Here is a 24,344-nt window from a genome sequence, read left to right as displayed (position 1 = left end):
AAATACTAAGAATCGGGCACTACAGTCAATGGCAAGCAGCAAAGCTGTGGCTGCTCTCACACTATGGTTTCAAATAATATTACTACTGGTCGAAAATATGCTTTTACACAGAATTATGGACTTGACTTGTTTCAATAAGATTTTCAGCTTACTTCCGACAATAGACACCATCTCTCGTATGTTTTAGATTTTTCACGAGGTTATAACCGACAATAGAAGCAGTCTCTCGTAAGTTTTCCCTTTTTCCAGAAGCTATTCCCGACAATAGAAGCCTCCTCTTGTATATTTGTACTCTCATCTGGATTCATTCCATGCAAGAGAACTCCACTCTAGTACATTTCAACTCCCCAGCGGACCGCATCCTTACAATTGATTTACTATAGATCTCCAAGACTGATAAAAAATAAGTTAGTAATAAAAAAGAATAAATTGATTGCACTGGGGAAGAAATCGTGTTATATTTATATGCGTAATTCATTATAATTGAATTAAATAAATTTAGTCATAGACAACAGGAGGAATACGAATGTTAAAAATTGGTATCATTCAAGGTAGTGTAAGAGAAGGTCGTAACGGAGATGCAGTTGCAAAATGGATGCTTGACTTCGCTAACAAACGTAACGATCAAGATGTAGAATATGAGCTAGTTGACCTAGCTGATTACAGACTTCCATTCTTAGGTGAGAGCCTTCCAGAAGGGGAAAAAGCTGCAGCAGAAGCAACAATCAAAGCTTGGTCTGAGAAAATTGCTTCATTCGATGGTTATATTTTCATTACACCTGAGTACAACCATGCAATTGGTGGAGCGCTTAAGAACGCACTTGACTACTTAAACCCAGAAGTAAACAACAAAGCTGCTGGATTCGTTGGTTACGGTAGCCTTGGCGGAACTCGCGCACACGAAAACCTACGTCTAATCCTTGGTGAACTACAAGTTGCAGACGTACGTACTGCTGTTACATTCTCACTAATGGCTGATTTTGAAAACTTCTCAGTATTCAAACCAGCTGACTACCATGCAGACAATGCTAACCAAATGTTAGACCAAGTAATCGCTTGGAGCTCTGCTTTAAAACCTGTAAGACAAGAATTAGCTACTGCTAATGCTTAAGTCTTTATAAAAGCAAAAAAAGAAGATGTTCCGCCTTTTCTAGGGCTGAACATCTTCTTTCTTTTCATATAATCTTAAAAACTCTGGGATATACATTAAGAAAGAAATGGATAGGAATATACCGGTTAGTATCATAAGAAAGATGACAAAACCGTAATCTAAATTAGGAAAAGTGATCATGATTCCCATAGCTACATAGAAAACGGCGGTCGACAGTTTTCCGAACCATTTTGCACCGTCTAATTTTTTCCCGCGTTTCAATAATAGCAATCCATTAATCCCCATAAACAATTCTTTTACTACTAATAAGGCAAATAAAATCCACATATATGGATATCGAAACAAGAGACAAATGATAATTGCCGCTTGAGTCAGTTTGTCAGCAATCGGATCCACCACTTTACCCAGTTCAGTGATTTGATTAAATTTCCTGGCAATCCAGCCGTCCAGTAAATCGGTCATACTTGATAAAAGAATAATAAGGCCAATCCAATAATAATCTCCTGTATTAGAAGCAGTAAAAAAGAGATAGACGAATACTGGGATAAGGAGAATCCGAATATAAGATAATAGATTCGGAATAGAAAATACTTCCTTTGCCGTAAGCTTCACATCAATTCCTCCTACATTGCAGTATAGCCACCTATAAGCATATCATGGATAATCGTGGAAGACCTCTATTTTGACAGTTGCTACCATATTATTCGACGCTTTCTCTCTACGATAGAATGTAGGCTAACTGCAATGAAAAATTGTGCTGCATAATAGCTTAGCATGATAATGGCTTTCATATCTTCCGCAGATCCAATGAACAAGCTCCATACAAGGAAAGAGTGGGAAATTACAAATAGAAACGCACCTAACATGGCTGTTTTATTTCCAGTTGATATAGCAGCACACAGTGTTATGGATATTATTAGAATATATGCTACAACAGGAAAAATAAGAGCTGCATCATGTTGGTCTTGTAATTCAATGATAAGAGACGTCCCAAAAAGACAGGTGTAGAGCAAGATTGGAATATAAGTGAGCATCCGAAGTTTTGTGAAGTTAGCCATGGAAAAGAGGCCGATGCTATAAAAGAGTTGGGCAAGAAAAAAGACCGTTAAACCAATAAGTTCCCATTGGATTAATACATCACCTATACAGGAAATGACTAAGCCGATGAGGAGGAATTTGTGGACGAGTCTTTTTTCTTTTGGTGTGATTCTGAATGCGTATAAGATGATTGCAATCATCGGCAGGATTTTTAGAAATAGCTTGAGAGAATAAGGTTCTTCCGGAGCGATAAAAATATATACGAGGCTGAGAGTGAATATCATAATCGGCAACCGATATAGTACCATGGTGGCTCCTCCTTTATATATCTACTTTAAAAATGCCGGAAGTTTGATATGCAAGGTGAATGTTTCATTTTTATACGTATAATCCAAATGTCCTCCGTAACGGTTGACGATATCTGCGATGATTTGTGTACCTAATCCTGCATGGTCTCCGGATTTTGTCGATGTCGCTTTTTTTGTAAATAAATGGTCTAGCACTTCATTTGGCAGAGGAAGCGTATCATTTTTACAGTTCAATATAAATAAACCACTTCGCTTATAAGTCTGTAATGTAATGTGTGCTTGTTTGGACTTTTCATTTTGCCATTCCGAGCTTGCATCAATTGCATTCCCTATTATATTTCCTATTAAGGCGACCGTATCATGGTCTGTTAAGGGAAGGGAAGAAATAGCTGTTTCCAAATCGTATATCACTTCAATACCTTTTTCTTTTCCGGCCTGGTAATTTTGATGGAGCACTCCTGCCACAGTTCCCCGCTCTCCTTGAATGGAAAGGTTAGTTTCCTTATATCCTTCTACCAGTTCATCCACATAGTTTTCCGCCTCATGATATTGTTTATTTTCTAACATGTAATGTAGTGCTGAAATATGTTTTAAAAAATCATGACGTTCTTTCCTGACGACGAGGAATGTTTCATTCATTTGGTCTATTTTTTTGGCTTGTGAATCCAACAAATGCTGCGTACGGAATAGTTGTCGGCTTATTTTATGGCGAAATACTTCAACGCCAATGAAGAGTAAGAATGGGATAAACACTCCCCAACTTGGCTCAAGCGAGATGTAGATGATAAGAATGAGTATCTGCAAACTATATAATTGTAAATTCACTTTATCCCCAAGCTGTTGAATGTGGAGAACGACTTTCCTGTTGATGAAAAAAGTAAGTCCACCAACTAAGATGATAGGTATGTAAATTGGTATATGAAAAGGTGTAGCCTGTCCAGTAAATTCTAAGTGAATCACAGTAAGCACGGCTATGCTTATCCAATAAATTTGAGCAAGTTTCATTCCTTATTCCCCTTTAACCTGAAAATAACTCTCCCAAAAATGGAAAAAGGGCTTTAACCCTAGTCCCTGTTTAAAAATAATTTTCCTGCAAATGATCGACCATCTCTTTGGTAATCATTGCAGTTTCTTCAATTCCTTCAAAATTGACGACAAATGAATTTTTTGCATACAGTTCGAAGTTTTGAATGTAGTGGATATTAATGATAAATGAACGGTGTGAGCGGATGAAATCGCGTTCCCGCAGTTCTCCTTCCAGCTCCTTCAATGTCTGGTACGTTTTAACCGAACCATTCTTCGTGTAGATGGTGGAGGATCTGCCAGTCCGTTCGATAAAGATAATGTCTTTCTTCTGGATGATGTGGATATTATTTTTATGTTTAATATAGATTCTGCCAGCAATTTCCGCCTGGCGTGATCTTTCCAAGATACGTTGAATGGAAGTCGTCAACCTATCCTTAGTATAGGGCTTCATAATATAGTCATGCACATTGATTTCAAATGCATGGACCGCATAGCCACTGTTTCCTGTAACGAAAATTACATCGATATGCAGGGCATGTGAATGGATGATATCTGCCAGTTCATATCCGGAGAGATGGGGCATTTCTATATCAGCAATAAGCAGTTCGATCTCTTCTTTCTTAATCCGTTCATAGGCTTCCTCTGCAGAAGTAGTCGCAAAGACAATCTCCACATGTTCCATCTGCGAAACAATGCCCACCACTTTATCTAAATCAATCTGCCGGTCATCAACGATTCCAACCTTCAGCATACAACAACACCTGTACTTTCTGTAAATTGGCACTTGAGTTTTCTTTATTATACCATTATGAAACGGTGATTTGGCATTTTCACGACATGAAAAGGATGATTCACGACATGTCTAGTGAAGGGAAGGACGTTATCTCCTACAATAAAGTTAACAAATCAAACGAAGGTAGGGAACACGATGATTGAGATTAAGAACGTTACGAAACGATTTCAAGATAAAAAAGTGTCCGTTACTGCTTTGAACCATGTTTCGTTCAAAGTGGGAGAAGGTGAGGTTGTCGGTTTACTAGGAGAGAACGGTGCAGGGAAGACAACGCTGCTTCGCTCTATTGCTACATTGCATACTCCAACGGAAGGAGAAATTAATGTTGGTGGTTACGATACAGTAAAGCAATCAGAAAAGATCAAAAGACGTATAGGTGTACTCTTTGGTGGAGAAACCGGTTTATATAATCGTCTGACAACAAGAGAAAACTTGGAATACTTTGCGAGCCTTTATCACTTAAGTAAACATGAAACAAAGGTGCGGATCGATGAGTTGACAAAAATGTTTGGAATGCGTGATTTTCTTGACCGAAAAGTGGATGGCTTTTCCAAAGGAATGCGCCAGAAAGTGGCGATTGCCAGGACAATTATTCACGATCCGGATATCATTCTTTTTGATGAACCAACAACCGGTTTGGATATTACAGCATCGAATGTATTTCGTCAACTCGTCCAAGAGTTGAAGCAGGAAGGTAAAACGATCATTTTCTCTAGTCATATTATGGAAGAAGTCGACCTGCTCTGTGATCATGTGGCAATGATCCATAAAGGGGAACTGGTCTATCATGGAGAGAAGGAAGCGTTATATAGAGAAGAAAATAGCCGTGATTTGAACTATATTTTCATGAGCAAATTAGTTAGGGGGACTGAAGGTTATGCTATTTAACATATATATAAAAGAATTGATTGATTCATTGCGTGATAAACGTACGTTGCTTTTAACTGTATTTTTGCCTATTCTCATGATGACTGCGTTAACTTTTTTCTATGAAAATATGATTTCCGGTGATGAAGGGGAAACATACACACTCGCAGTAGAATCCGGGTTATCCAGTGAACAAGAAATGGTATTAAACAATATTGAAAATGTAGAACTCGTCACTGTAGAAGATCTTCAAGAGACTCTATTGAATGGTGACGCCCAAGCGGCGATTGTATTTGAAGCTGAATTTGATGAAAAAGTACAAGCGGGTGAAGTAGGAAACATTGAAATTATTGGAGACACGTTTAGTCAAAACACGTCTAATCTAATCTATTTAGTGACCAGCCAATTAGCTGAATATGAGAGAATCTTAGTTACAGAACGACTGATAAATGCAGATGTCGATCCGGGGATTACACAAGCAGTAGCGATAGAACAGACGGAGCTTTCTACAGAGGATAGCAATATTATGCTTTTAGCTCTATTGATACCGATGATTTTAGCCATTGCAATTTCAGTAGGCTCAAGCCCGGCAGCGGCAGACTTATTCGCTGGTGAGAAAGAAAGGAAAACAATGGAAGCATTACTGATGACCCCTGTGAATCGTTCGACATTACTTCTTGCCAAGTTCCTCACGATTTCGTCAGTCGGTACGATTATTGGTCTGCTGACTCTCACAGTAGTTATTATTGAGATTGCTTTTTTCACTGAACATCTAAAAGCAGCTGTAAATCTAGGCGATCAAATGATTCTAATCTTTGCAGTCGGTATTATTATAATCATTTTATACTCTTCTTTAATGGGCGCTGTACTGATGATTACTAGTATTATTGGTAAAACAGTAAAAGAAGCTCAAAGCTATGCATCTCCAATTCTTATGCTTGCTGTAGTACCACTTATATTTATAACTGGGCTTAGCGTAAATGAGTTCACGTTGAACCATTTTATCCTTCCATTTGTCAATATCTTTGCGATTATTACTGAATTGATATTTGGAATTGTGAATTGGCAACATATATTAATTGTGATCGGAAGCAATCTTGCAGTCATAGTAATTATATTCATCATTAGCCGTATCCTGTTCAGTAAGGATAAATGGGTAATCGATTAAAGGGAATAAAAAATAGTAACCGGGCAGAAATTTGCCCGGTTCTATTAATTTCTATCTACTTCTCAGCTATAATGAAAGCCTCGATTCCAATTGAAGCTAGCCGCTTCAATTGGAATTCTGCATCTTTACGGTTCGAAAACTCTCCGGCAAGAACACGATGCACCAAATTTCCATTGATACTGATTTCTTTTATTTTTGAAGATATATTTTGTGATTGAAGAAAACGAATTCTTTCTGAAGCATTTTTACGCAGTTGAAAAGAGCCCGCAATTACGGAGTATGATGATCGATCCGTCTTTGTTAATTTAAAGATCTCAACTAACCCTTCCACATGCGCAGCTGCCACTTTTTCTCTCCATGATTCTTGCTTCATCAACTTCGCATCTTCTGGATGATCGATAAATCCATTTTCTGTTAGGATTGCCGGCATGTTTGATTCACGCAATACATGGAAGTTAGCTTGCTTCTGACCGCGATCTGGAAGATCAATAGCTGAAGATACCTTCTGGTGTAGAACGGCTTGGTGATTTCTCGCTGCTGCATTAGCTGGCAGGTTGTTATAAATAAAATCCTCATATCCTCGGGCTTTTCCGTTAAAAGCATTACAGTGAAGCGATAAAAAGATATCAGCACCCCAATCGTTAGCTTCATTTGTTCTAGCAATCAGACTCTTCTTTTCATCTCTATCCCTACTTAATTTCACCTTCGCATTTGGATAACTCCGAAGCATGTCCTTTATTTTTAAGGCCAAATCCAGAACAATCTCTTTTTCTTGTAGGCCATTTCCCACTGCTCCTGGGTCATTGCCCCCGTGACCTGGATCCAGGTAAAGCTTCATTACATTCTCTCCTTTCCTTTTTAATTCTATAATCGGGATAAAAAAGAAAATGGGGGCATCGTATACCTTAAAAATCTTCCCCTGCCTCCTTTCCGCCTATGTGAAAAGCTTGGATACAGACTTTATGCCTAATAGTTGTAAAACTTGTATTAATCTTATGTAGCGATACTTAAGATACCGTTAATCCTTTGTAAAAATCGCTTATTTACTTGTTTCCTATGGTTAAATGAAATTGTCTTATGGAAAGGAGAGCGGAAAGATGGGTCACGTTGAACTGGTGGATTTATCAAAATCATATGATAAACAAAAAAGCGTGTTGGATGGAATCAATCTAACCATTGAAGAGGGAGAGTTTTTTGTCCTAGTAGGTCCTTCAGGTTCAGGAAAGAGTACTTTACTTCGCATGATTGCCGGACTGGAAGAGATTACAGGTGGGACGTTGAAAATAAATAATGAAACTGTGAATCATTTACCCCCAAAGGATCGAAACTTATCTATGGTCTTCCAAAACTATGCACTATATCCACATCTGAATGTAGAACAAAATATTTTATTCGGGTTACGGGCGAAAAAGGTGAGTAAGCAAGAGCAACAGGAACGCCTCATGGAAGCCGTCGAGATGATGGGATTAGGAGAATATCTAAAGAGGAAACCGAGAGAGCTTTCTGGAGGGCAGAGACAGCGTGTTGCACTCGCTCGGTCGATTGTCAGTCAGGCGCCGCTCTGTTTAATGGATGAGCCTTTATCGAATTTGGATGCCAAATTGAGGGCCCATATGCGGATTGAAATTCGCAGGTTGCAAAAGCGCTTAGGACTTACGATGGTTTATGTAACTCATGATCAAGTCGAAGCGATGACAATGGGTGACCGAATCATGGTGCTTAATGATGGGAAAATCCAACAAGTAGGTAAGCCAATCCATTTATATAATGAACCGGCCAATTTATTTGTCGCATCTTTCATCGGTTCACCGAAAATGAATCTTGGAAATGCAGTGTTCGTGGAGGAAAGTAAAGAGCTTGTCATTGAAAATGCCCTTTCGATAAAAAATAACTCGGCTTATTTAGAAAATATCAAGCGGACGGAAAAGTTGAAGATCGGAATCCGAGCGGAACATATTTTTCCTGCTACGTCGGAGACTGCGACTCATCATTTGGAAGTAGTGAATGTGGAGCAGCTGGGGAATGAAACGATTGTTGCCTTTGATATTGGAGCGGAACTATGGACAGCGAAATGGGCGGGACAGTGGTCCGTCCAAGTAGGAGAGCGTGTCCCTGTGAAAATCGACATGGATTATCTTTGCTTCTTTAATGCAAAAACGGGTGATTTGATCCGCCCAGCGCATTTCAGTAAGGAAAAAGAGGTTGCTGCGATATGAGTATGCCAAACACGATAGCAGAACCAATAGAATCGAAACTTGATTTTGAGCATTACAAAAGAAAAGAGCGCATCAAATCTTGGGCGAAAGGTATGCTGTTTTTACTTCCGTCGATCATTTTATTTACGGTATTTCTCTTTTATCCACTCGTTCGTACGATATATTTAAGCTTTTTCTTAACGAATGCAGCTGGAGAAACGACTGTATTTGTCGGTTGGGAAAATTTTGCCCGGATGTTCAACTCACCAATATTTATGCAGAGTATGAAATCGACATTTCTTTTTGTACTTTATACCGTACCACTTACGATCATCATCAGTTTGTTTTTAGCGTTACTTGCAAATGAAAAGCTGAGGGGAATTGGGATATTCCGGACGATTTATTCATCCACGATGGGAATCTCTGTAGCTGCAGCAAGTGTATTTTGGCTGTATTTATTCCACCCTTCGATTGGCTTTTTAAATATGATTGTCACGGGGCTTGGATTTGAACGAATCGGCTGGCTGACGGATCCGACGTGGGCACTGATTGCCGTTGCGATTACAACAATTTGGATGAATCTTGGATTTACTTTTCTCATATTACTCGGAGGTCTGCAATCCATTGATGGTTATTTATATGAAAGCGCGGATATTGATGGAGCGGGATATTTTTACAAATTAAAAAATATAACGATCCCAATGCTTTCTCCGACCTTGTTTTTTGTTGTGACGGTGACAATCATCAATGCGTTCCAGACATTCGGCCAGATTGATATCCTCACTCAAGGCGGTCCGCAAAATACGACGAATTTGATTGTTTATTCCATCTATCGGGAAGCGTTTGTGAACTATCAGTTTGGTTCAGCCAGTGCCCAAGCGGTGGTGTTATTTATCATCATCCTGATTATGACCATCATTCAATTTAAACTTGGGGAAAGGAAGGTCCATTACCAATGAGCCTGCCTATAGGGAAGAAAATCGTTTTTTATACTTTATTAATCATTACAGCAGCAATCGTCTTTGCGCCAACTGTCATGGCGTTCGTCATGAGCTTCATGTCCAACAAAGATATTATGACTGGAAGTATGCCGAGTGTGCTGACTTTCGATAACTATGTAAAAGCATTTAACCAGTTTCCTTTATTACAATACTTGTTTAATAGTTTTCTGATTTCCATTGTGATTATGCTGGGCCAGTTGATTTTATCGAGTCTTGCCGCTTATGCATTTGTTTTCCTGGAGTTTAAAGGTAGAGATATGCTGTTTTATCTATTCATTGCAACGATGATGGTTCCGTTTGAAGCGTCTGTCATTCCAAACTTCCACACGATCAGAGATCTTGGGTGGATTGATACATATCCAGGATTGTCCGTTCCATTCTTTGCGATGGCTTTCGGTACATTCCTATTGAGACAGAACTTCAAGCAGATTCCGAAAGAATTAAGGGAAGCAAGTTTAATTACGGGAATGGGAGATTTTAAGTTTTACTTGACGGTCGTTCTTCCAGTTGCCAGAACAAGTCTTGTGACTCTAGGAGCTTATGGATTTCTCACCTCATGGAATATGTATCTTTGGCCATTGCTTGCAACAACAAATGACAGTGTCCGAACGGTGCAAATCGGCTTGAAGCAATTGCAGACACAGGAACAATTGAATGATTGGGGGGTGATTATGGCAGGAGCGATTATCGTCATCATACCTACCCTCATCCTTCTATTCCTTGGTCAAAAGCAGTTGCAGAAAGGCTTGACGGAAGGTGCACTGAAATAAGTTATCTAATTCAACAAAATAAATTAAAACTAGTTTAAGGAGTGTACGTCTTTATGAAAAAGTTTTTAGCGGTTTTGTTCATGGTATTTGCATTACTCATCACAGCAGCTTGCGGTTCGGAAGGGGAAGCAGAAGAGTCGGATGATACATCTTCTGATGCGTCCTCAACTAGCGGATCAAATACTGATGCCGGTTCAGAAGCGGAAAGCGATGAGAAACAAATCGTTACATTCTGGCACTCGATGGGTGGAGCTGGTCAAGAAGCGATTAATGCAATTGTAGATGCCTACAATGAGTCCCAAGATAAAGTTCAAGTAAATGCGGAGTACCAAGGTACTTATGACGAAGCACTAACGAAGTTCCATAGTGTGGCAGGAACAGATAGTGCACCGACGATGATTCAAGTGTTTGAAATTGGTACGATGTCGATGATCAACAGTGGTCAGATTGAACCGATCCAAAACTATGTGGATGCGGAAAACTATGATATGAGTTACTTAGAAGAAAATATTGTAAACTACTATACGATCGATGATAAATTCTATTCCATGCCGTTCAACTCTTCCACACCTGTCATGTACTATAACAAAGATGCATTTGAGGCAGCTGGTTTAGACCCGGAAACACCACCAGCTACTTTTGAAGAAATTGAAGAAGTGAGCAAGAAAATCATGGAAGCTAATCCTGACATGAGAGGATTTGCACTACAAGCATATGGTTGGTTATTCGAACAATTACTTGCAAACCAAGGTGCACTTCTAATGAACAACGATAACGGACGTACAGATACTCCAACAGAAATCGGCTTTACAGAAGAGCAAGGTAAAAGTATCTTCCAATGGGTAGAAAATATGGTGAATGATGGCACATTCGCTAATTATGGAACAAACGGTGATAACATGGTTTCTGGATTCTTAGCTGGTGATGTGGCGATGTTCCTTCAGTCTTCAGCAAGCTCCCGTGATGTGATTGATAACGCACCATTCGAAGTAGGCGTAGCATTCCTTCCACACCCAGAGAACGTGGATAGAGAAGGAGTAGTTATTGGTGGAGCTAGTCTATGGATGGTAGATGGAAAAGAGCAGGCAGAAAAAGATGCAGCTTGGGACTTCATGAAATTCGTACAACAACCTGAGATCCAAGCAGAATGGCATGTAAACACAGGATACTTTGCCATTAATCCAGCAGCTTATGATGAGCAAGTTGTTCAAGAAGCTTATGAAGAAATGCCTCAATTACAAGTGACGGTTCAACAATTGCAAGAAACGAACTCGTCCTACGCAACACAAGGTGCGGTAATGGACATGATTCCAGAAGAAAGAAGAATCGTAGAAACTGCACTTGAAACAATCTACAATGGCGGCGACCTAGACGAAACATACAATGCCATGGTAGAACAACTAAACGCAGCCATCGAACAAGCCAACGCAGCAAGAGGGGAATAACAAAAGCTGAAGAGGGCGTTTAGGGACGTTCAAACTGGAGTACGGTGCAAGGAGATAAAGGAAACACAGCGACCAACGGGAGCTGATGTTGACTTATCGACTGGAAGCGGACGAAGTTTGAGCAGTCCCTGCCCTCAGAAGCTAGCCGAATCAAAAGCGAAAACGACCGCGGCCGAACTCTAATAACAGAGAGAGAATAAAAATCTAAGGTTTTTGTTCTCTCTTTTATCTTTATTCCATAATACAAAATAAAGGAGCGACTGATATGCATCCAACAAAAGTTTATGGTCACCGAGGAGCAATGGGGGAGTATCCGGAAAATACATTACTGTCTTTTGAACAAGCAATTCTTCAGGGGGTTGACGGGTTGGAGCTGGATGTTCAATTGACTAAGGATGGGGAAGTTGTTGTCATTCATGATGAGATGTTAGACCGGACAACTAATGGAACGGGATTTATTAAGGATTGGACCTTAGGAGAAATTAAACAATACAGTGCTGGTGCTAACTTCACTAAATTTCCGAAGTACAAACCAGAGTGGGAAATCGAAGCGGTACCGACACTCCAAGAAGTATTAGAGCTTTTGCAAGATCATCCACATATTGAATTGAATATTGAACTGAAAACAAACCATTTTCGTTATGAAGGAATCGAAGAAAAAGTGCTTGAGCTCGTTAACCTATATGGAGAAGGCAGAAATATTATATATTCCTCTTTTCATCTGCCTAGCATTTTAAAACTTAAAGTGCTTGATCCATTTGTGGAAATAGCTTGGCTTATCCATCAGCCGATACCACATCCAAATGAATACGTGGAAATATTCGGTCTGGAAGCATTGCATGTTGCAAAGGACATTATCTTGGCATCTCCATATCAATATAAAGAAACATTAAAACGTCTCCGTGTCTGGACAGCGAATAGTACCGATGAGATTAAACAATTGTTGGATCTACAAGTAAATGCCATTATCACAGACTATCCAGAAAAAGCTCTTTTTTTTAGGAGTGAACGCACGTTATATATTTAATAAAATTCCAATCAAGAGGCAATTAACGGTGGGGAACACCATTGTTAATTGCCTCTTATTTTTTTCATGTACTCAAGCCATGGCTATGCAGAATTAAATCACGATGAGGATATCTCATTTTCTGACAATCCGTTAAATAAAAGTAGTATATTATTCCAGGTTCAGGAGAATTTAAAATTAAGAAGCCAATTGTAAAGATTTCATTACATGAATTCGACAAAAATTTACATTGGCTTAACAACAAATTTATTTTTATCCTGTATAGTAATTCTTGTAAGGAAAAAAATAAGCATAATCATTGAGGGGAGCAGTACAAATGAACAAAAAATACTTATTGTTGTTGATGGCAGCGTTATTCATGGTTCTACTCGCAGCTTGTGGTGGTAGTGACGCAGAAGACGAGGGAACTGATAACGCAGAAACTGAAAATACAGATTCAAGCAGTGGCGATTCAGCTGAAGGCGAAGGTACTAGCTTAGAAGGTACAATTACAATGGCTGGTTCTACTTCTGTTCAACCACTTTCTGAAGAGTTGGCAGCTGCTTTCATGGATATCCATCCTGATACTCGTTTAGAAGTTTCTGGTGGAGGTTCAGGTGCTGGTGTTACGGCTGCTCAATCAAATGCAGCAGACTTTGGAGCTGTATCTCGTGAAATTAAAGAAGAAGAAACTGGAATTGAAGCTGTAGTAATTGCAATTGATGGTATTGCAATTATTGCTCACCCAGACAATCCAGTAGCAGATATTGCATTAGAAGATGTTTCTAAAATCTTCTCTGGTGAAGTCACTAACTGGTCTGAAGTTGGTGGAGATGACCAAGACATCGTTGTAGTCAGCCGTGAAGAAGGTTCAGGTACAAGAGGTGCATTCACTGATATCGTATTAGATGGTGAGGATACTCTAGTAGAATCTGCTCTTATCCACAACTCTACTGGTGGTGTACTAGAAGCTGTAGCAAGTGATCCAAATGCAATTGGATATGCTTCAACTGGTTCTATGTCAGATTCTGTTAAAGGACTTGCGGTTGACGGAGTTGAGCCAACTGATGAGAACATCAAGTCTGGTGACTATAAAGTGTCAAGACCATTCAACTATGTAACGAATGAAGATGAAGAATTAAGCGAATTAGCACAAGCTTTCCTTGACTTTGTACTTAGCGAAGAAGGACAGTCAGTTGTGGAGGATAACGGATTTATTTCTGTTAACTAATTTGTGAATTAATGCTTCATATAGAACAGGGTAGATAAACTGCCCTGTTCTTTACCTGTTTCCACATAAGTTGATAAATCAAGTGCATATAATAAAAAGTAGCCAATATATATGCTAGCGAGACTTGGAGAAAAGCTTTAAATTATAAGAATTGTCAACACTGTGGATAACATTATGATTAATGTTCAATTGATACATCCCCTTAAAAATGTATTGGTACGTGTTATCAATGCGATATAAATTTACGATCTGTCATGGAGTGATATAAATTGAAGTTTCAAAAGGAGAGAAATAACAAAAACAATATAGAGGAAGCTATAGTTAAAGTAATATTATTTATCATGGCATTATCTTCTATTATATCTTTGGGTCTCATTACGTTCTTTGTTTTTAATGAAGGACTTCCTTTTATGATCGGTTACGGGATAACTGATTTCATTTTTGGGACAACATGGAACCCGACTGAACAAGTATATGGAATCTTTCCTATGATTGTTGGATCAGTAATAGTTACTATCTTTGCTATTCTGGTTGGAGCGCCAATTGGGATAGCTGTTGCCGTTTATTTGGTGGAAATAGCTCCCCCTCGAGTTACTAAAATAGTTAAGCCGGCAATTCTATTATTAGAAGGAATTCCATCTGTTGTTATTGGACTTTTTGGTATGGTTGTAATTATTGATGTTATACGTCGATTAGCGCGTGGACCTTTAGCTGATTATTTACCAGCAGGATATCAAACTGGATATTCCATTTTGGCTGGTGTACTTATTTTGGCAATTATGATTTTACCTACAATCATTTCCATATCAGCAGATTCCATTCGAGCAGTACCAAAGGAATATAAAGAAGCTTCACTAGCGATGGGATCTACGAAATGGCAGACCCTCTTTAAGGTGGTTGTGCCTGCAGCTAAATCAGGTATCCTCGCTGCAGTGATTCTTGGTGTCGGACGAGCTATCGGTGAAACGATGGCTATTATCATGGTAATTGGAAACAGTGTACAACTTCCGATTCCAGGTTGGGAAGCCGTTTTTGCACCTGTACGGACATTGACCGGAAATATTGCTCTAGAGATGGGGTATGCAGGTCCTGAACATCGTCAAGCTTTATTTGCGACAGGTATTATTCTGTTTCTATTTATCATCATCATCAATTCTATAACTTTACTACTACGGAGAAGGGGGACTTAAACCATGGTTGAATTTAAACCAAATCATTTAGTTAGAGTGAAGCGTGAGCAAATGTTTGCCTTTACGATGTTGAGTCTAGCTGCCGCATTAACAGTCCTCATTCTCTTAGCTATTGTCTTTTATGTTATGGCTCAAGGACTATCAGTGATCAGTATGGAATTCCTGCTGGAAGAGCCCCGTAAAATGGGGACAGAAGGTGGTATTTTTCCAGCTATAGTAGGAACAGTATATTTAGTTGGACTCATTATCCTTATTGCAGCTCCCATTGGAGTTGGAACTTCTATTTATTTAAATGAATATATGCCTGATGGCCGTTTTAAAAGCGTACTTCGATTTGCGACGGAATTATTAGCAGCTATCCCATCGATTATCCACGGGATGTTCGGATTCTTATTCTTTGTTATTGCCCTTGGAGATTATACTGGAGGCTGGTCCATTTTATCAGGTGCTCTAACAGGGGTTGTCATGATATTACCTATTATCATTCGTGCCTCGGAAGAAGCGTTGCGAAGTGTGCCAAGCAACTTAAAAGAAGGAAGTTTGGCACTTGGTACAACGAGATGGTACACGATTAAGAAAGTAGTGTTACCACTAGCATTGCCAGGTATTACAACGAGTGTCATCTTAGCAATCGGACGTGTTATCGGAGAAACGGCAGCTTTCCTTTTAACAATCGGAGGAAGCTTGCTGATGGCTGCATCTGTATTTGATGGTGCTAGAACACTTGCATTACATTTATACTTGGTAGCAATGGAAACAGGAAACGTACAAATGGCATTTGGTACGGGAGCAGTTTTAATTGTACTTATCTTAATTATCAACTTTGCTGCTGCAGCGTTATTTAAATTATTAGTAAAACGATTTTCTGCTTAATGGTTTTGCATAGGAGGGAGAAACGGATGATTGCTCCAAAAGAACAAGATGTAAAAATTGCGGTGGAAGGCTTGGACTTTTTCTATGGTCAAAAACAGGCTTTGCATAATATTACAATGGACATAAGAGAAAATGAGGTTTTTGCATTCATCGGCCCGTCTGGTTGTGGAAAAACTACATTTTTACGTGTTTTAAATAGAATGAATGATTTAATTCCCTATACAAGTGTGAAAGGGAGCGTACGCATCGACGGTCAAGATATATATGACCCTAACGTTGATGTCGTTCAATTACGAAAAGCAGTGGGTACGGTTTTCCAAAAACCAAATCCATTTCCAATAAGTATTTTTGATAATGTAGCTTATGGTCCTAAAGCGAATGGACTAAAAAACAAACAACAATTAATGGAAATTGTTGAAGATAGTCTACGACAAGCAGCTCTATGGGACGAAGTAAAGGATAGACTGAACGAAAGTGCATTAGGTCTATCTGGTGGACAGCAGCAACGACTTTGTATTGCGCGCGTAATGGCAGTAAAGCCTGAGATTATTTTAATGGACGAGCCGACATCTGCATTGGATCCGGTGGCAACATTTAAAGTGGAAGAGTTAATTACCGAGTTGAAGAAAAATTATACGGTAGTAATTGTCACGCATAACATGGAGCAAGCAGCACGTGTATCGGACAAAACAGCCTTCTTCTTAGATGGTGTCGTTATTGAAGCAGATGAAACGAATAATATATTTACGAATCCGAAACAAAAAGAAACAGAAGATTATATCTCTGGGAAGTTTGGTTAATACTCACAGGCAAAAGTTACTTGTGAATAGATGTATTCAAATGCCGAGACCCTATCAGGTGTTTTTCGGCATTTGACATGACAAACTGGAAGATTGCTACATTAAGATTTCTTTAGCATCCTTCGTCTGATACGATCTTTGCTCGCAACAACTTCCAGCATAACCTTTAATCAAAGCTGGAGAAATTCAGTAGTAAGGAGAGAGAATAGAATGAGTCCGCAATCAGATAAACAATCAATCAATGTGAAGATAAATGGAAACTCGGTCTCACAAAAGGATAATGGAAAACGTTCTGTATTCGAAACGAACGACCTTAACCTTTGGTATAGCGACACACACGCATTAAAAGGTATTGATTTGTCTTTTAATGAGAATGAAGTAACAGCTATTATCGGCCCTTCTGGATGTGGAAAATCAACATACATTAAAACCTTAAATAGAATGGTGGAACTCGTTCCAGGTGTGCGGACAACCGGTGAGATTAAATTTAAGGGGAAAAATATCCTTGATAAAGACTTTCAAGTTGAAGCTCTTCGAACACAGGTCGGTATGGTGTTCCAGAAGGCAAATCCATTCCCTAAATCAATTTATGATAATGTTGCTTATGGACCAAGAATCCATGGAATTCGTAACAAAAAGGTTTTGGATGAAATTGTGGAAAAAAGTCTTCAAGGAGCATCCTTGTGGGATGAAGTGAAAGATCGTCTAAAAGATAACGCTTTTGGTTTATCTGGAGGTCAGCAGCAGCGTCTTTGTATTGCCCGCTGTCTTGCCATTGAGCCGGATGTTATTTTGATGGATGAACCGACTTCCGCACTCGATCCGAAGTCTACATTAAGAATTGAGGAACTGGTCCAAGAATTACAGAAGGATTATTCCATCATCATGGTAACGCATAATATGCAGCAAGCTGCCCGAATCTCCAATAAAACTGCCTTCTTCTTAAATGGGGAAGTTGTTGAGTTTGAGGAAACGGACAAGCTTTTCACCAATCCTAGTGATAGCCGTACAGAAGATTACATCTCTGGTCGATTCGGCTAAGAGTGTTTATAATTATAAATAAGACTAGCCGGTGGGCTAGTCTTATTTTGCTTGTAGCGCTATACTGGTAATGTTGTTTTTTTACTGTGGAAAAGAAGGTGGCTTTTATTTGGTAAGACTATTTAGGATCATCACACATATTTTCTTTTTATATGTATTGCTTCTTGTCGGGAATTTTCTGCAGGAGGCTTTTCAGCTTTTTATACCAGGAAGTGTAATCGGTATGCTCCTTTTATTTGCTTTATTGAAGCTTGGAATTGTAAAGCTTCGGTGGATTGAAGAGGGCACCTCATTATTATTAAAACATCTCACTTTATTTTTCATTCCCGTAACCGTCGGATTTATAGAATATTTTGATGCTGTATTTAGTGTCAGAGGTGTTTTATTGCTATCCATAACAATTATCAGTACAGCACTTGTAATGGGGGGCAGCGGTGCTGTTAGTGAATATTTAGCACGGAGGAAGGAAGTGCAGCATGACTGAGATTATTTTTGGCATAATCGCTATTATCATCACCGTCGGGGTATATGCTGCAATGGTTCCGATTCATAAAAAAATAAATACTCCATTTACTCAGCCGATTATTGCTGTTTCAGTAATCATCATTATTTTACTGCTCGTTTTCAATATACCTTATGAAACGTATCAACTTGGCGGAGCGTGGATTGATTTCCTTATGGGACCAGCTGTTGTGGCACTGGCACTCCCGCTGTACAATCACTTTGAACGTCTGAAAAAACTTGCTGTACCCATTCTTTCGGGTGTTACTGCCGGCTCTTTTATCGGAGTATCAACAGGCCTCCTGTTTACAAAACTATTTGGATTTGAACGGGAACTGATTCTTTCGATTGTACCGAAATCAGTGACAACACCTGTAGCAGTCTCTATTGCTGAATCACTGGAAGGATCGATGTCACTCGCAGCAGTTTTTGTTGTTATTGCTGGTGTAAGTGGTGTTCTCATGAGTCCTTTGATATTTAAGTTGTTTAAGTTGTCGTCTCCTATCGGCCGGGGAATTGGCTTAGGTAGTGCTTCCCACGCAATGGGGACGGCTAATAGTATGGGTAGAAGTGAACTTGAAGGTTCCATCAGCACGATTGCGATGGTAATCAGTGCTGTTATCGTTTCTGTGATTGCTCCTATACTCGTTATAATCATGCTTTAAATGTTGTTATTTGGATAAGCGGTATTAGTAATTTTTTTATTTATATCGATTCTTTTATTATGTATAAACTAGCCAAAAATAGAAAAGCTAAGGTTGTAAATACCTTAGGAGGTGTCTTTATGGAGACATTACGAAGAATTGCACTTACATTAGTTATTATCGGTGCTATTAACTGGGGTCTTATTGCTTTATTCCAATTTGACCTTGTCGCAAGTATTTTTGGTGGACAGGATGCCGCATTATCCAGACTCATTTACGGGCTCGTCGGCCTTTCAGGTTTAATTTGTCTTAGCTTTTTCTTTGAACCCGATGTCGCAACAAGCTCTGATAGGGTGCGTGCCACAAACCAAACGTCCTTTGGAACGGAGTTTGCTGATGACTTTGATCCAGAATATCGTTTGGACCGTGACAAACAGGATAATAATCGAGATCAAAATCCATAAGATAATGCCCCTTCCTTTTATCAGGTTGGGGCATTTATTTTTCTTCGTTGACTAATGCATTTGTTCATGTTACGATATACATATACTGAATTAAAGATATATTAATTAATGATATATGAATTAATGGAGGGTGAGACATGAATCATTTAAAAGGAATCCACCACGTTACTGCAATTACTAGCAGTGCAGAGGAAAACTATAAATTTTTTACTTACGTATTAGGAATGCGTCTCGTGAAGAAAACGGTAAACCAAGACGATATCCAAACCTATCATTTATTTTTCGCAGATGATGAAGGGAACGCCGGAACAGACATGACGTTCTTTGACTTCCCGGGCATTCCTAAAGGTGTACATGGTACGAATGAAATTTACAAGACTTCTTTCCGTGTACCGAGTGACGAGGCCATCGAATACTGGGAAAAACGTTTTGACCGTCTCGAAGTGAAACACACTGGGATTAAAGAGCAATTCGGTAAGAAAACTCTTTCTTTCGTTGACTTCGATGATCAAAATTATCAGCTTATTTCTGATGAGAATAACAAAGGTATTGCTTCAGGGGTTCCTTGGAAAAATGGTCCGATTCCATTAGAGTATGCGATTACTGGCCTAGGACCGATTTTTATTCGGATTGCAGAATTCGATTATTTTAAAGAGATGATGGAAAAAGTTCTTCAGTTTAAAGAAATAGCTACAGAAAATGGAGCTCATTTATTTGAAGTCGGCGAAGGTGGAAATGGCGCTCAAGTTATTGTTGAGAAAAACGTAGTATTGCCACCGCATAGACAAGGATTTGGTACAGTACACCATGCAGCGTTTCGTGTGGAAGACCGTTCTGTACTTGATGAGTGGACGAATCGCATGCACAGCTTCGGCTTCCAAACATCAGGATTTGTTGACCGCTTCTTCTTCGGTTCTTTATATGCACGTGTAGCTCCGCAAATTTTATTCGAATTTGCGACAGATGGACCTGGATTTATGGGAGATGAACCTTATGAAACACTTGGAGAAAAACTATCCCTCCCACCGTTCCTAGAACCAAAACGTGAACAAATTGAAAAACTGGTCCGCCCGATTGATACGGTAAGAAGTACGGTGAATTTTGAAAAAGAATATAATTAATTAGTTTTTCATCCCCGCACTCTTTATGAGAGTGGGGGTTTTTATTGTATTTGATGAGAATAGCGTTTTCATGTCAGTTTACTCTCTGTATTGAAAGATAATCTGACAAGAGGAGGGCTCTCATGTCAGTTTACTCTCTGTATTGAAGGATAATGTGACAAGAGGAGGGCTCTCATGTCAGTTTACTCTCTGTATTGAAAGATAATCTGACAAGAGGAGGGCTCTCATGTAAGTTTACTCTCTGTATTGAAGGATAATCTGACAAGAGGAGGGCTCTCATGTAAGTTTACTCTCTGTATTGAAGGATAATCTGACAAGAGGAGAGCTCTCATGTAAGTTTATTCTCTACATTAAAGCAGTACCTTTCAATAGAAGAACTCTCTCCAACAAAAAACTCGAATAAGCATTTAAGCTCATTCGAGTTTATATCTTTTACAGGCTGTTGAGTGCCTCTTCGATCGACTGATCTCCAGTTAATAAATCGAAGGATCGACGGTGAGTATTTTCATTTTTAAGGCTGGCAATTACGGTTCTTGCTACATCTTCTCTAGGGATGGAACCATACTCTTTCAACTCTCCAGCCAAGACTTTTCCTGTGCCAGACTCGTTCAGTAAACCACCTGGGCGCAGAATCGTATAGTTTAATTTACTATTTAAAAGAAAACGATCGGCGTAATGCTTTGCTGCCATGTAATGCTTGATTTTACTATCAGCCCAGACTTCACGATTGTTAGCTTGGAATGCACTAATCATGATGAAGCGGTCCACGTTTGCTGCTTCAGCCGCTTCGATCGCTTTAACAGCACCGTCCAGGTCAACGAGAATCGTTTTATCTGCGCCGGTATGTCCACCAGAACCAGCAGTAAAGACGACTGCATCCATACCTTCCATCACGTTGCGCAAGTTTTCCACTGAACCTTCTAGGTCAGCAAGCACTGCATTTGTTCCTTGTGCTTTATTTTCTTCCAATTGTTCTTGTTTACGTACCATTGCTGTTAGGGAAAATTCCTCATCTTCTTTTGCCAATCGAATAATATGCTGTCCGATTTGGCCATTCGCACCTATTAGTAATACCTTCATGAATTAATCTCCCTTCCCAATCATTTTCTATCATTGTTTCAAATTGGATGGAAGAATTCAAGCAATTGATACAGGAGCAGTATTTACATATTCTTAACGTAAAGGATTCTGTAAATAATGATATAGTACGTGTATAATTAAAATTAATATGAATCATTGAGGAGAATAATATGAAACTAATTGCTTCTGATTTAGATGGAACATTATTAAATGAAATAGGTCAAGTAAGCGAAAATAATGCTGCAGCGATAAAAAAAGCAGTGGATCAAGGAATCCGTTTTGTAGTAGCGACTGGCAGGTCATGGGACTCTGCTTCCAAACCATTGCAGGCGGCAGGGATCACTTCTCCGGTTATTAGCTTGAATGGTGCGACGATCTATGATGAAGACGGAGAATTATTGCATGAAGTAAAGATGAATCGTGATGTCGCTAAAGAAGTTTTATCCGTATGCAGGGAAGCGGAGATGTATCTTGAGTTCTTCACGAATAAAGGAATTTACTCCGCGAGCAGGGAATATTTTGTTGAAGTATTGGTTGATATTATGAAATCGGCAAATCCGAATCTTACCGAAGAAGAAATTCGTGCCAATGCACACCTCCGTTTTCAGAATGAACCGGTTGAATTCATTGATGATTATGATTTGATTTTTGAAATGGATGATGTGGTTATCTATAAAATACTAGGTTTCAGTTTAAAGCCTGAGAAACTTGCAGGGGTACGTGCTTCGCTTGGTAAAGAGAAGGAGCTTGTCATCACATCCTCAGGAGACATTAACCTGGAATTCAACCACCCTCAAGCACAAAAAGGAGTAGCGCTAAAAAACTTGGCTGATCGTTTAAACATTCCCATGGAAGATATTGTAGCTGTAGGGGATAACTGGAATGATGTCAGTATGCTTCAGGCGGCTGGTAAAGGAATCGCAATGGGAAATGCTTCCGATGAAATCAAACAATTAGCCGATGGAGTCACGAAATCAAACATAGAAGACGGCGTGGCAGCATTAATAGAAAGTATATTAATAGAAAAAAATTAGAAAAACCAAAGAAATGCAGCAATCAAACTAACAGTAAGTTTAAAGGTAAAACGCATGTCTCCACCTCCACTACATTCTCTTACTTTCATTATAGAAGGGGAGTGTTAATGGAGGGTGAATGTAGTATAAGGTTTATGTAAAGTTTACACGTACATAAAAAATCCCGCATGATTATCGGCTGATACCGGTATCATGTGGGATTTTTGGTGTTTTTGCTTTTGTTACGGCTAGCTTCTGCGGCCAGGGACTGCCCGAACTTCATGTACTTCCGGTCGATAAGTCATCATCGGCTCCTTGCGTCGCTGTGTTTCCTTTATCTTCCTGAAATAGGGGAAGTTCGACTAAGAACGCCCCATCCTGGGGCAACATCGAACCACCCCACGTCCTGTGGGGCGCAGTTCGGCCGTCCCTAAACGGCCGCTTCAGCCTTAGTTGAATTAATGCCTCTTATTCAACCAAAGTACTCCTGATTTTGCTAAACGGGGGAGTAGGCCGGTGAAAGGCATGGTCATCATGTTGCCGAATCCATCGGATTTTCCTAAGGATCCAAGGGTTCCACGTAGTTTTATTGGACGTGGCTTTCTTGGTTCTTTGCCGCGGAAGATGGCAAGTAATATTTCAGCGATTTGCTCACCTTGCATTCCCGCCAATTGTGCACTTGGGGAATGCTCAGAAGATGCGCAATCACCAAGAACATATATGTTTTGCTTTTCGGGTACTTGGAAAAATTCATTTACTATTACTTTTTCATGCTGGTCCTTTTTGAAAGGCAATTCTCGGACTAAATAGACCGGACGTACACCAGCTGTCCAAATCGTTACATCATTTAAATAGCAAACTCCATTATTACAAACGCCATCCTTTTCGACGTATTCCACATTGGAGTGATGGATCACATCCACATCGTTAGCAATAAACCACTGCTCGACATGGTTTTGGATCTTTTCATCAAATGCTTTTAAAACAGTTGGACCACGGTCAAGTAAACGGATATTCAGATCTGGACGGCTTTCACGGATTTCAGATGCGACTTCAATTCCGCTCAGACCTGCGCCTACAACAGTTACTCTGCCATAGGCATTCAAGTTGCCGACTGCAACTCCAGTATGTCTTGCCTTTGCAAAGGTTTGTACACTTTCCGTGAATTCCTCAGCGCCTTTAACTCCATGAAAATTATCTTCACAACCAAGTCCGATGACTAAATAATCAAAGGAAATGGTGTCTTCCGGCTCTTCAAATACGATTTGGTTATTTTCTGTATCAATTTTCGTTACTTCTCTAAAAACATACTTCACTCTATTATCTTCAGGAAAATCCACCCGAACCTCAGAATCGGCAACTGTACCAGCTGCAATAGTATAAAATTCCGTTTTCAACGAACGAAATGGATTTCTGTCAATCACTGTAATTTCTAGATCATCTGGAAGATGATTTTCTAGCAATCCGGAGAGCACTTTTATGCCACCATAGCCCCCACCTAAAATCACTAGCCTTTTCATGCAATAACCCCCTAGTAGTATGATCGCATCACTTTTTACACCCATAGTATAGATTACCAAAGTTAGATTGAACTGTCATCAAATGTCATAGAATAAGAAAATCCATAATTTTGCATCTATAACAAGGGAGTGAGATTA

Annotated in this window: 25 protein-coding genes; 18 read left to right on the top strand and 7 right to left on the bottom strand. The window is 39.4% G+C overall.

Annotated features, from left to right (window positions below):
- Nucleotides 1–526: 526 nt before the first annotated feature.
- The gene (locus M3210_RS10830) at nucleotides 527–1,111 is read left to right on the top strand and encodes an NADPH-dependent FMN reductase (protein WP_251514237.1); all 585 of its coding nucleotides are present in this window, start codon (nucleotides 527–529) and stop codon (nucleotides 1,109–1,111) included.
- 39 nt (nucleotides 1,112–1,150) lie between these two features.
- Here M3210_RS10830 and M3210_RS10825 read toward each other — a convergent pair whose 3' ends face one another.
- The 4 genes from M3210_RS10825 to M3210_RS10810 form a co-directional block, all read right to left on the bottom strand.
- The gene (locus tag M3210_RS10825; RefSeq protein WP_251514236.1) at nucleotides 1,151–1,723 is read right to left on the bottom strand and encodes a CDP-alcohol phosphatidyltransferase family protein; all 573 of its coding nucleotides are present in this window, start codon (nucleotides 1,721–1,723) and stop codon (nucleotides 1,151–1,153) included.
- A gap of 80 nt (nucleotides 1,724–1,803) precedes the next feature.
- Nucleotides 1,804–2,457 carry a lysoplasmalogenase gene (locus tag M3210_RS10820; protein WP_251514235.1) on the bottom strand — a complete coding sequence of 218 codons (654 nt, stop codon included), beginning with the start codon at nucleotides 2,455–2,457 and terminating at the stop codon, nucleotides 1,804–1,806.
- A 21-nt stretch (nucleotides 2,458–2,478) separates the two neighbouring features.
- Nucleotides 2,479–3,462, bottom strand: coding sequence for a sensor histidine kinase (locus M3210_RS10815; RefSeq protein WP_251514234.1), 984 nt, complete (start codon nucleotides 3,460–3,462; stop codon nucleotides 2,479–2,481).
- A gap of 70 nt (nucleotides 3,463–3,532) precedes the next feature.
- A complete protein-coding gene (locus tag M3210_RS10810) occupies nucleotides 3,533–4,234 on the bottom strand; it encodes a LytR/AlgR family response regulator transcription factor (RefSeq protein ID WP_251514233.1) in 702 nt (233 codons plus the stop codon).
- Nucleotides 4,235–4,411: 177 nt separating this feature from the next.
- On the opposite strand from M3210_RS10810, the gene M3210_RS10805 reads away from it, so the two are divergent.
- The gene (locus M3210_RS10805; protein ID WP_251514232.1) at nucleotides 4,412–5,164 is read left to right on the top strand and encodes an ABC transporter ATP-binding protein; all 753 of its coding nucleotides are present in this window, start codon (nucleotides 4,412–4,414) and stop codon (nucleotides 5,162–5,164) included.
- Nucleotides 5,154–6,311: an ABC transporter permease gene (locus M3210_RS10800; RefSeq protein ID WP_251514231.1), complete on the top strand. Its 1,158-nt coding sequence runs from the start codon at nucleotides 5,154–5,156 to the stop codon at nucleotides 6,309–6,311. The genes M3210_RS10805 and M3210_RS10800 overlap by 11 nt, the downstream gene beginning before the upstream one ends.
- A 55-nt stretch (nucleotides 6,312–6,366) precedes the next feature.
- Here the strand turns inward: M3210_RS10800 and M3210_RS10795 are convergent, their stop codons facing one another.
- Nucleotides 6,367–7,149: an N-acetylmuramoyl-L-alanine amidase gene (locus M3210_RS10795; protein WP_251514230.1), complete on the bottom strand. Its 783-nt coding sequence runs from the start codon at nucleotides 7,147–7,149 to the stop codon at nucleotides 6,367–6,369.
- A gap of 259 nt (nucleotides 7,150–7,408) precedes the next feature.
- Between M3210_RS10795 and M3210_RS10790 the strand changes: the two genes are divergently transcribed.
- The 14 genes from M3210_RS10790 (at nucleotide 7,409) to M3210_RS10725 (ending at nucleotide 20,593) form a co-directional block, all read left to right on the top strand.
- On the top strand, nucleotides 7,409–8,527 hold the full coding sequence (locus M3210_RS10790) for an ABC transporter ATP-binding protein (RefSeq protein WP_251514229.1): 1,119 nt from the start codon (nucleotides 7,409–7,411) through the stop codon (nucleotides 8,525–8,527).
- Nucleotides 8,524–9,465 carry a carbohydrate ABC transporter permease gene (locus tag M3210_RS10785; protein WP_251514228.1) on the top strand — a complete coding sequence of 314 codons (942 nt, stop codon included), beginning with the start codon at nucleotides 8,524–8,526 and terminating at the stop codon, nucleotides 9,463–9,465. Before M3210_RS10790 ends, M3210_RS10785 begins: the two co-directional genes overlap by 4 nt.
- Nucleotides 9,462–10,277, top strand: a complete 816-nt coding sequence (locus M3210_RS10780) for a carbohydrate ABC transporter permease (RefSeq protein ID WP_251514227.1) — start codon at nucleotides 9,462–9,464, stop codon at nucleotides 10,275–10,277. Before M3210_RS10785 ends, M3210_RS10780 begins: the two co-directional genes overlap by 4 nt.
- 53 nt (nucleotides 10,278–10,330) lie before the next feature.
- On the top strand, nucleotides 10,331–11,722 hold the full coding sequence (locus M3210_RS10775; protein WP_251514226.1) for an ABC transporter substrate-binding protein: 1,392 nt from the start codon (nucleotides 10,331–10,333) through the stop codon (nucleotides 11,720–11,722).
- 265 nt (nucleotides 11,723–11,987) lie between these two features.
- Nucleotides 11,988–12,749: a glycerophosphodiester phosphodiesterase gene (locus M3210_RS10770; RefSeq protein WP_251514225.1), complete on the top strand. Its 762-nt coding sequence runs from the start codon at nucleotides 11,988–11,990 to the stop codon at nucleotides 12,747–12,749.
- A gap of 316 nt (nucleotides 12,750–13,065) precedes the next feature.
- The gene (locus M3210_RS10765; protein WP_251514224.1) at nucleotides 13,066–13,959 is read left to right on the top strand and encodes a phosphate ABC transporter substrate-binding protein; all 894 of its coding nucleotides are present in this window, start codon (nucleotides 13,066–13,068) and stop codon (nucleotides 13,957–13,959) included.
- Between the two features lie 269 nt (nucleotides 13,960–14,228).
- Nucleotides 14,229–15,149, top strand: coding sequence for a phosphate ABC transporter permease subunit PstC (gene pstC, locus M3210_RS10760; protein WP_251514223.1), 921 nt, complete (start codon nucleotides 14,229–14,231; stop codon nucleotides 15,147–15,149).
- 3 nt (nucleotides 15,150–15,152) lie between these two features.
- On the top strand, nucleotides 15,153–16,022 hold the full coding sequence (gene pstA, locus M3210_RS10755) for a phosphate ABC transporter permease PstA (RefSeq protein ID WP_251514222.1): 870 nt from the start codon (nucleotides 15,153–15,155) through the stop codon (nucleotides 16,020–16,022).
- A 26-nt stretch (nucleotides 16,023–16,048) separates the two neighbouring features.
- A complete protein-coding gene (gene pstB / locus M3210_RS10750) occupies nucleotides 16,049–16,822 on the top strand; it encodes a phosphate ABC transporter ATP-binding protein PstB (RefSeq protein ID WP_251514221.1) in 774 nt (257 codons plus the stop codon).
- Nucleotides 16,823–17,032: 210 nt separating this feature from the next.
- Entirely contained in the window at nucleotides 17,033–17,863 is an 831-nt protein-coding gene (gene pstB, locus M3210_RS10745; RefSeq protein ID WP_251514220.1) for a phosphate ABC transporter ATP-binding protein PstB, read from the top strand.
- A 109-nt stretch (nucleotides 17,864–17,972) separates the two neighbouring features.
- Nucleotides 17,973–18,347 (top strand): CidA/LrgA family protein, encoded by a 375-nt coding sequence (locus M3210_RS10740; protein ID WP_251514219.1) that lies wholly within the window; start codon nucleotides 17,973–17,975, stop codon nucleotides 18,345–18,347.
- Entirely contained in the window at nucleotides 18,340–19,029 is a 690-nt protein-coding gene (locus M3210_RS10735) for an LrgB family protein (protein WP_251514218.1), read from the top strand. Before M3210_RS10740 ends, M3210_RS10735 begins: the two co-directional genes overlap by 8 nt.
- Nucleotides 19,030–19,148: 119 nt before the next feature.
- Nucleotides 19,149–19,472, top strand: a complete 324-nt coding sequence (locus tag M3210_RS10730) for a DUF378 domain-containing protein (protein WP_251514217.1) — start codon at nucleotides 19,149–19,151, stop codon at nucleotides 19,470–19,472.
- A gap of 137 nt (nucleotides 19,473–19,609) precedes the next feature.
- Nucleotides 19,610–20,593, top strand: coding sequence for a ring-cleaving dioxygenase (locus M3210_RS10725; protein WP_251514216.1), 984 nt, complete (start codon nucleotides 19,610–19,612; stop codon nucleotides 20,591–20,593).
- 432 nt (nucleotides 20,594–21,025) lie between these two features.
- Here the strand turns inward: M3210_RS10725 and M3210_RS10720 are convergent, their stop codons facing one another.
- Entirely contained in the window at nucleotides 21,026–21,673 is a 648-nt protein-coding gene (locus M3210_RS10720) for an SDR family oxidoreductase (protein WP_251514215.1), read from the bottom strand.
- A 170-nt stretch (nucleotides 21,674–21,843) separates the two neighbouring features.
- On the opposite strand from M3210_RS10720, the gene M3210_RS10715 reads away from it, so the two are divergent.
- Nucleotides 21,844–22,707, top strand: coding sequence for a Cof-type HAD-IIB family hydrolase (locus M3210_RS10715; RefSeq protein WP_251514213.1), 864 nt, complete (start codon nucleotides 21,844–21,846; stop codon nucleotides 22,705–22,707).
- A gap of 437 nt (nucleotides 22,708–23,144) precedes the next feature.
- Here the strand turns inward: M3210_RS10715 and M3210_RS10710 are convergent, their stop codons facing one another.
- Nucleotides 23,145–24,206, bottom strand: a complete 1,062-nt coding sequence (locus M3210_RS10710) for an NAD(P)/FAD-dependent oxidoreductase (RefSeq protein WP_251514212.1) — start codon at nucleotides 24,204–24,206, stop codon at nucleotides 23,145–23,147.
- Between the last annotated feature and the right edge of the window lie 138 nt (nucleotides 24,207–24,344).

It is taken from the genome of Oceanobacillus luteolus (genome assembly GCF_023715655.1).
Lineage (GTDB): Bacteria > Bacillota > Bacilli > Bacillales > Amphibacillaceae > Oceanobacillus > Oceanobacillus luteolus.
The sequence above is the reverse complement of the archived record's forward strand: the minus strand, read 5'-3'. Positions and strand labels throughout refer to the sequence as shown.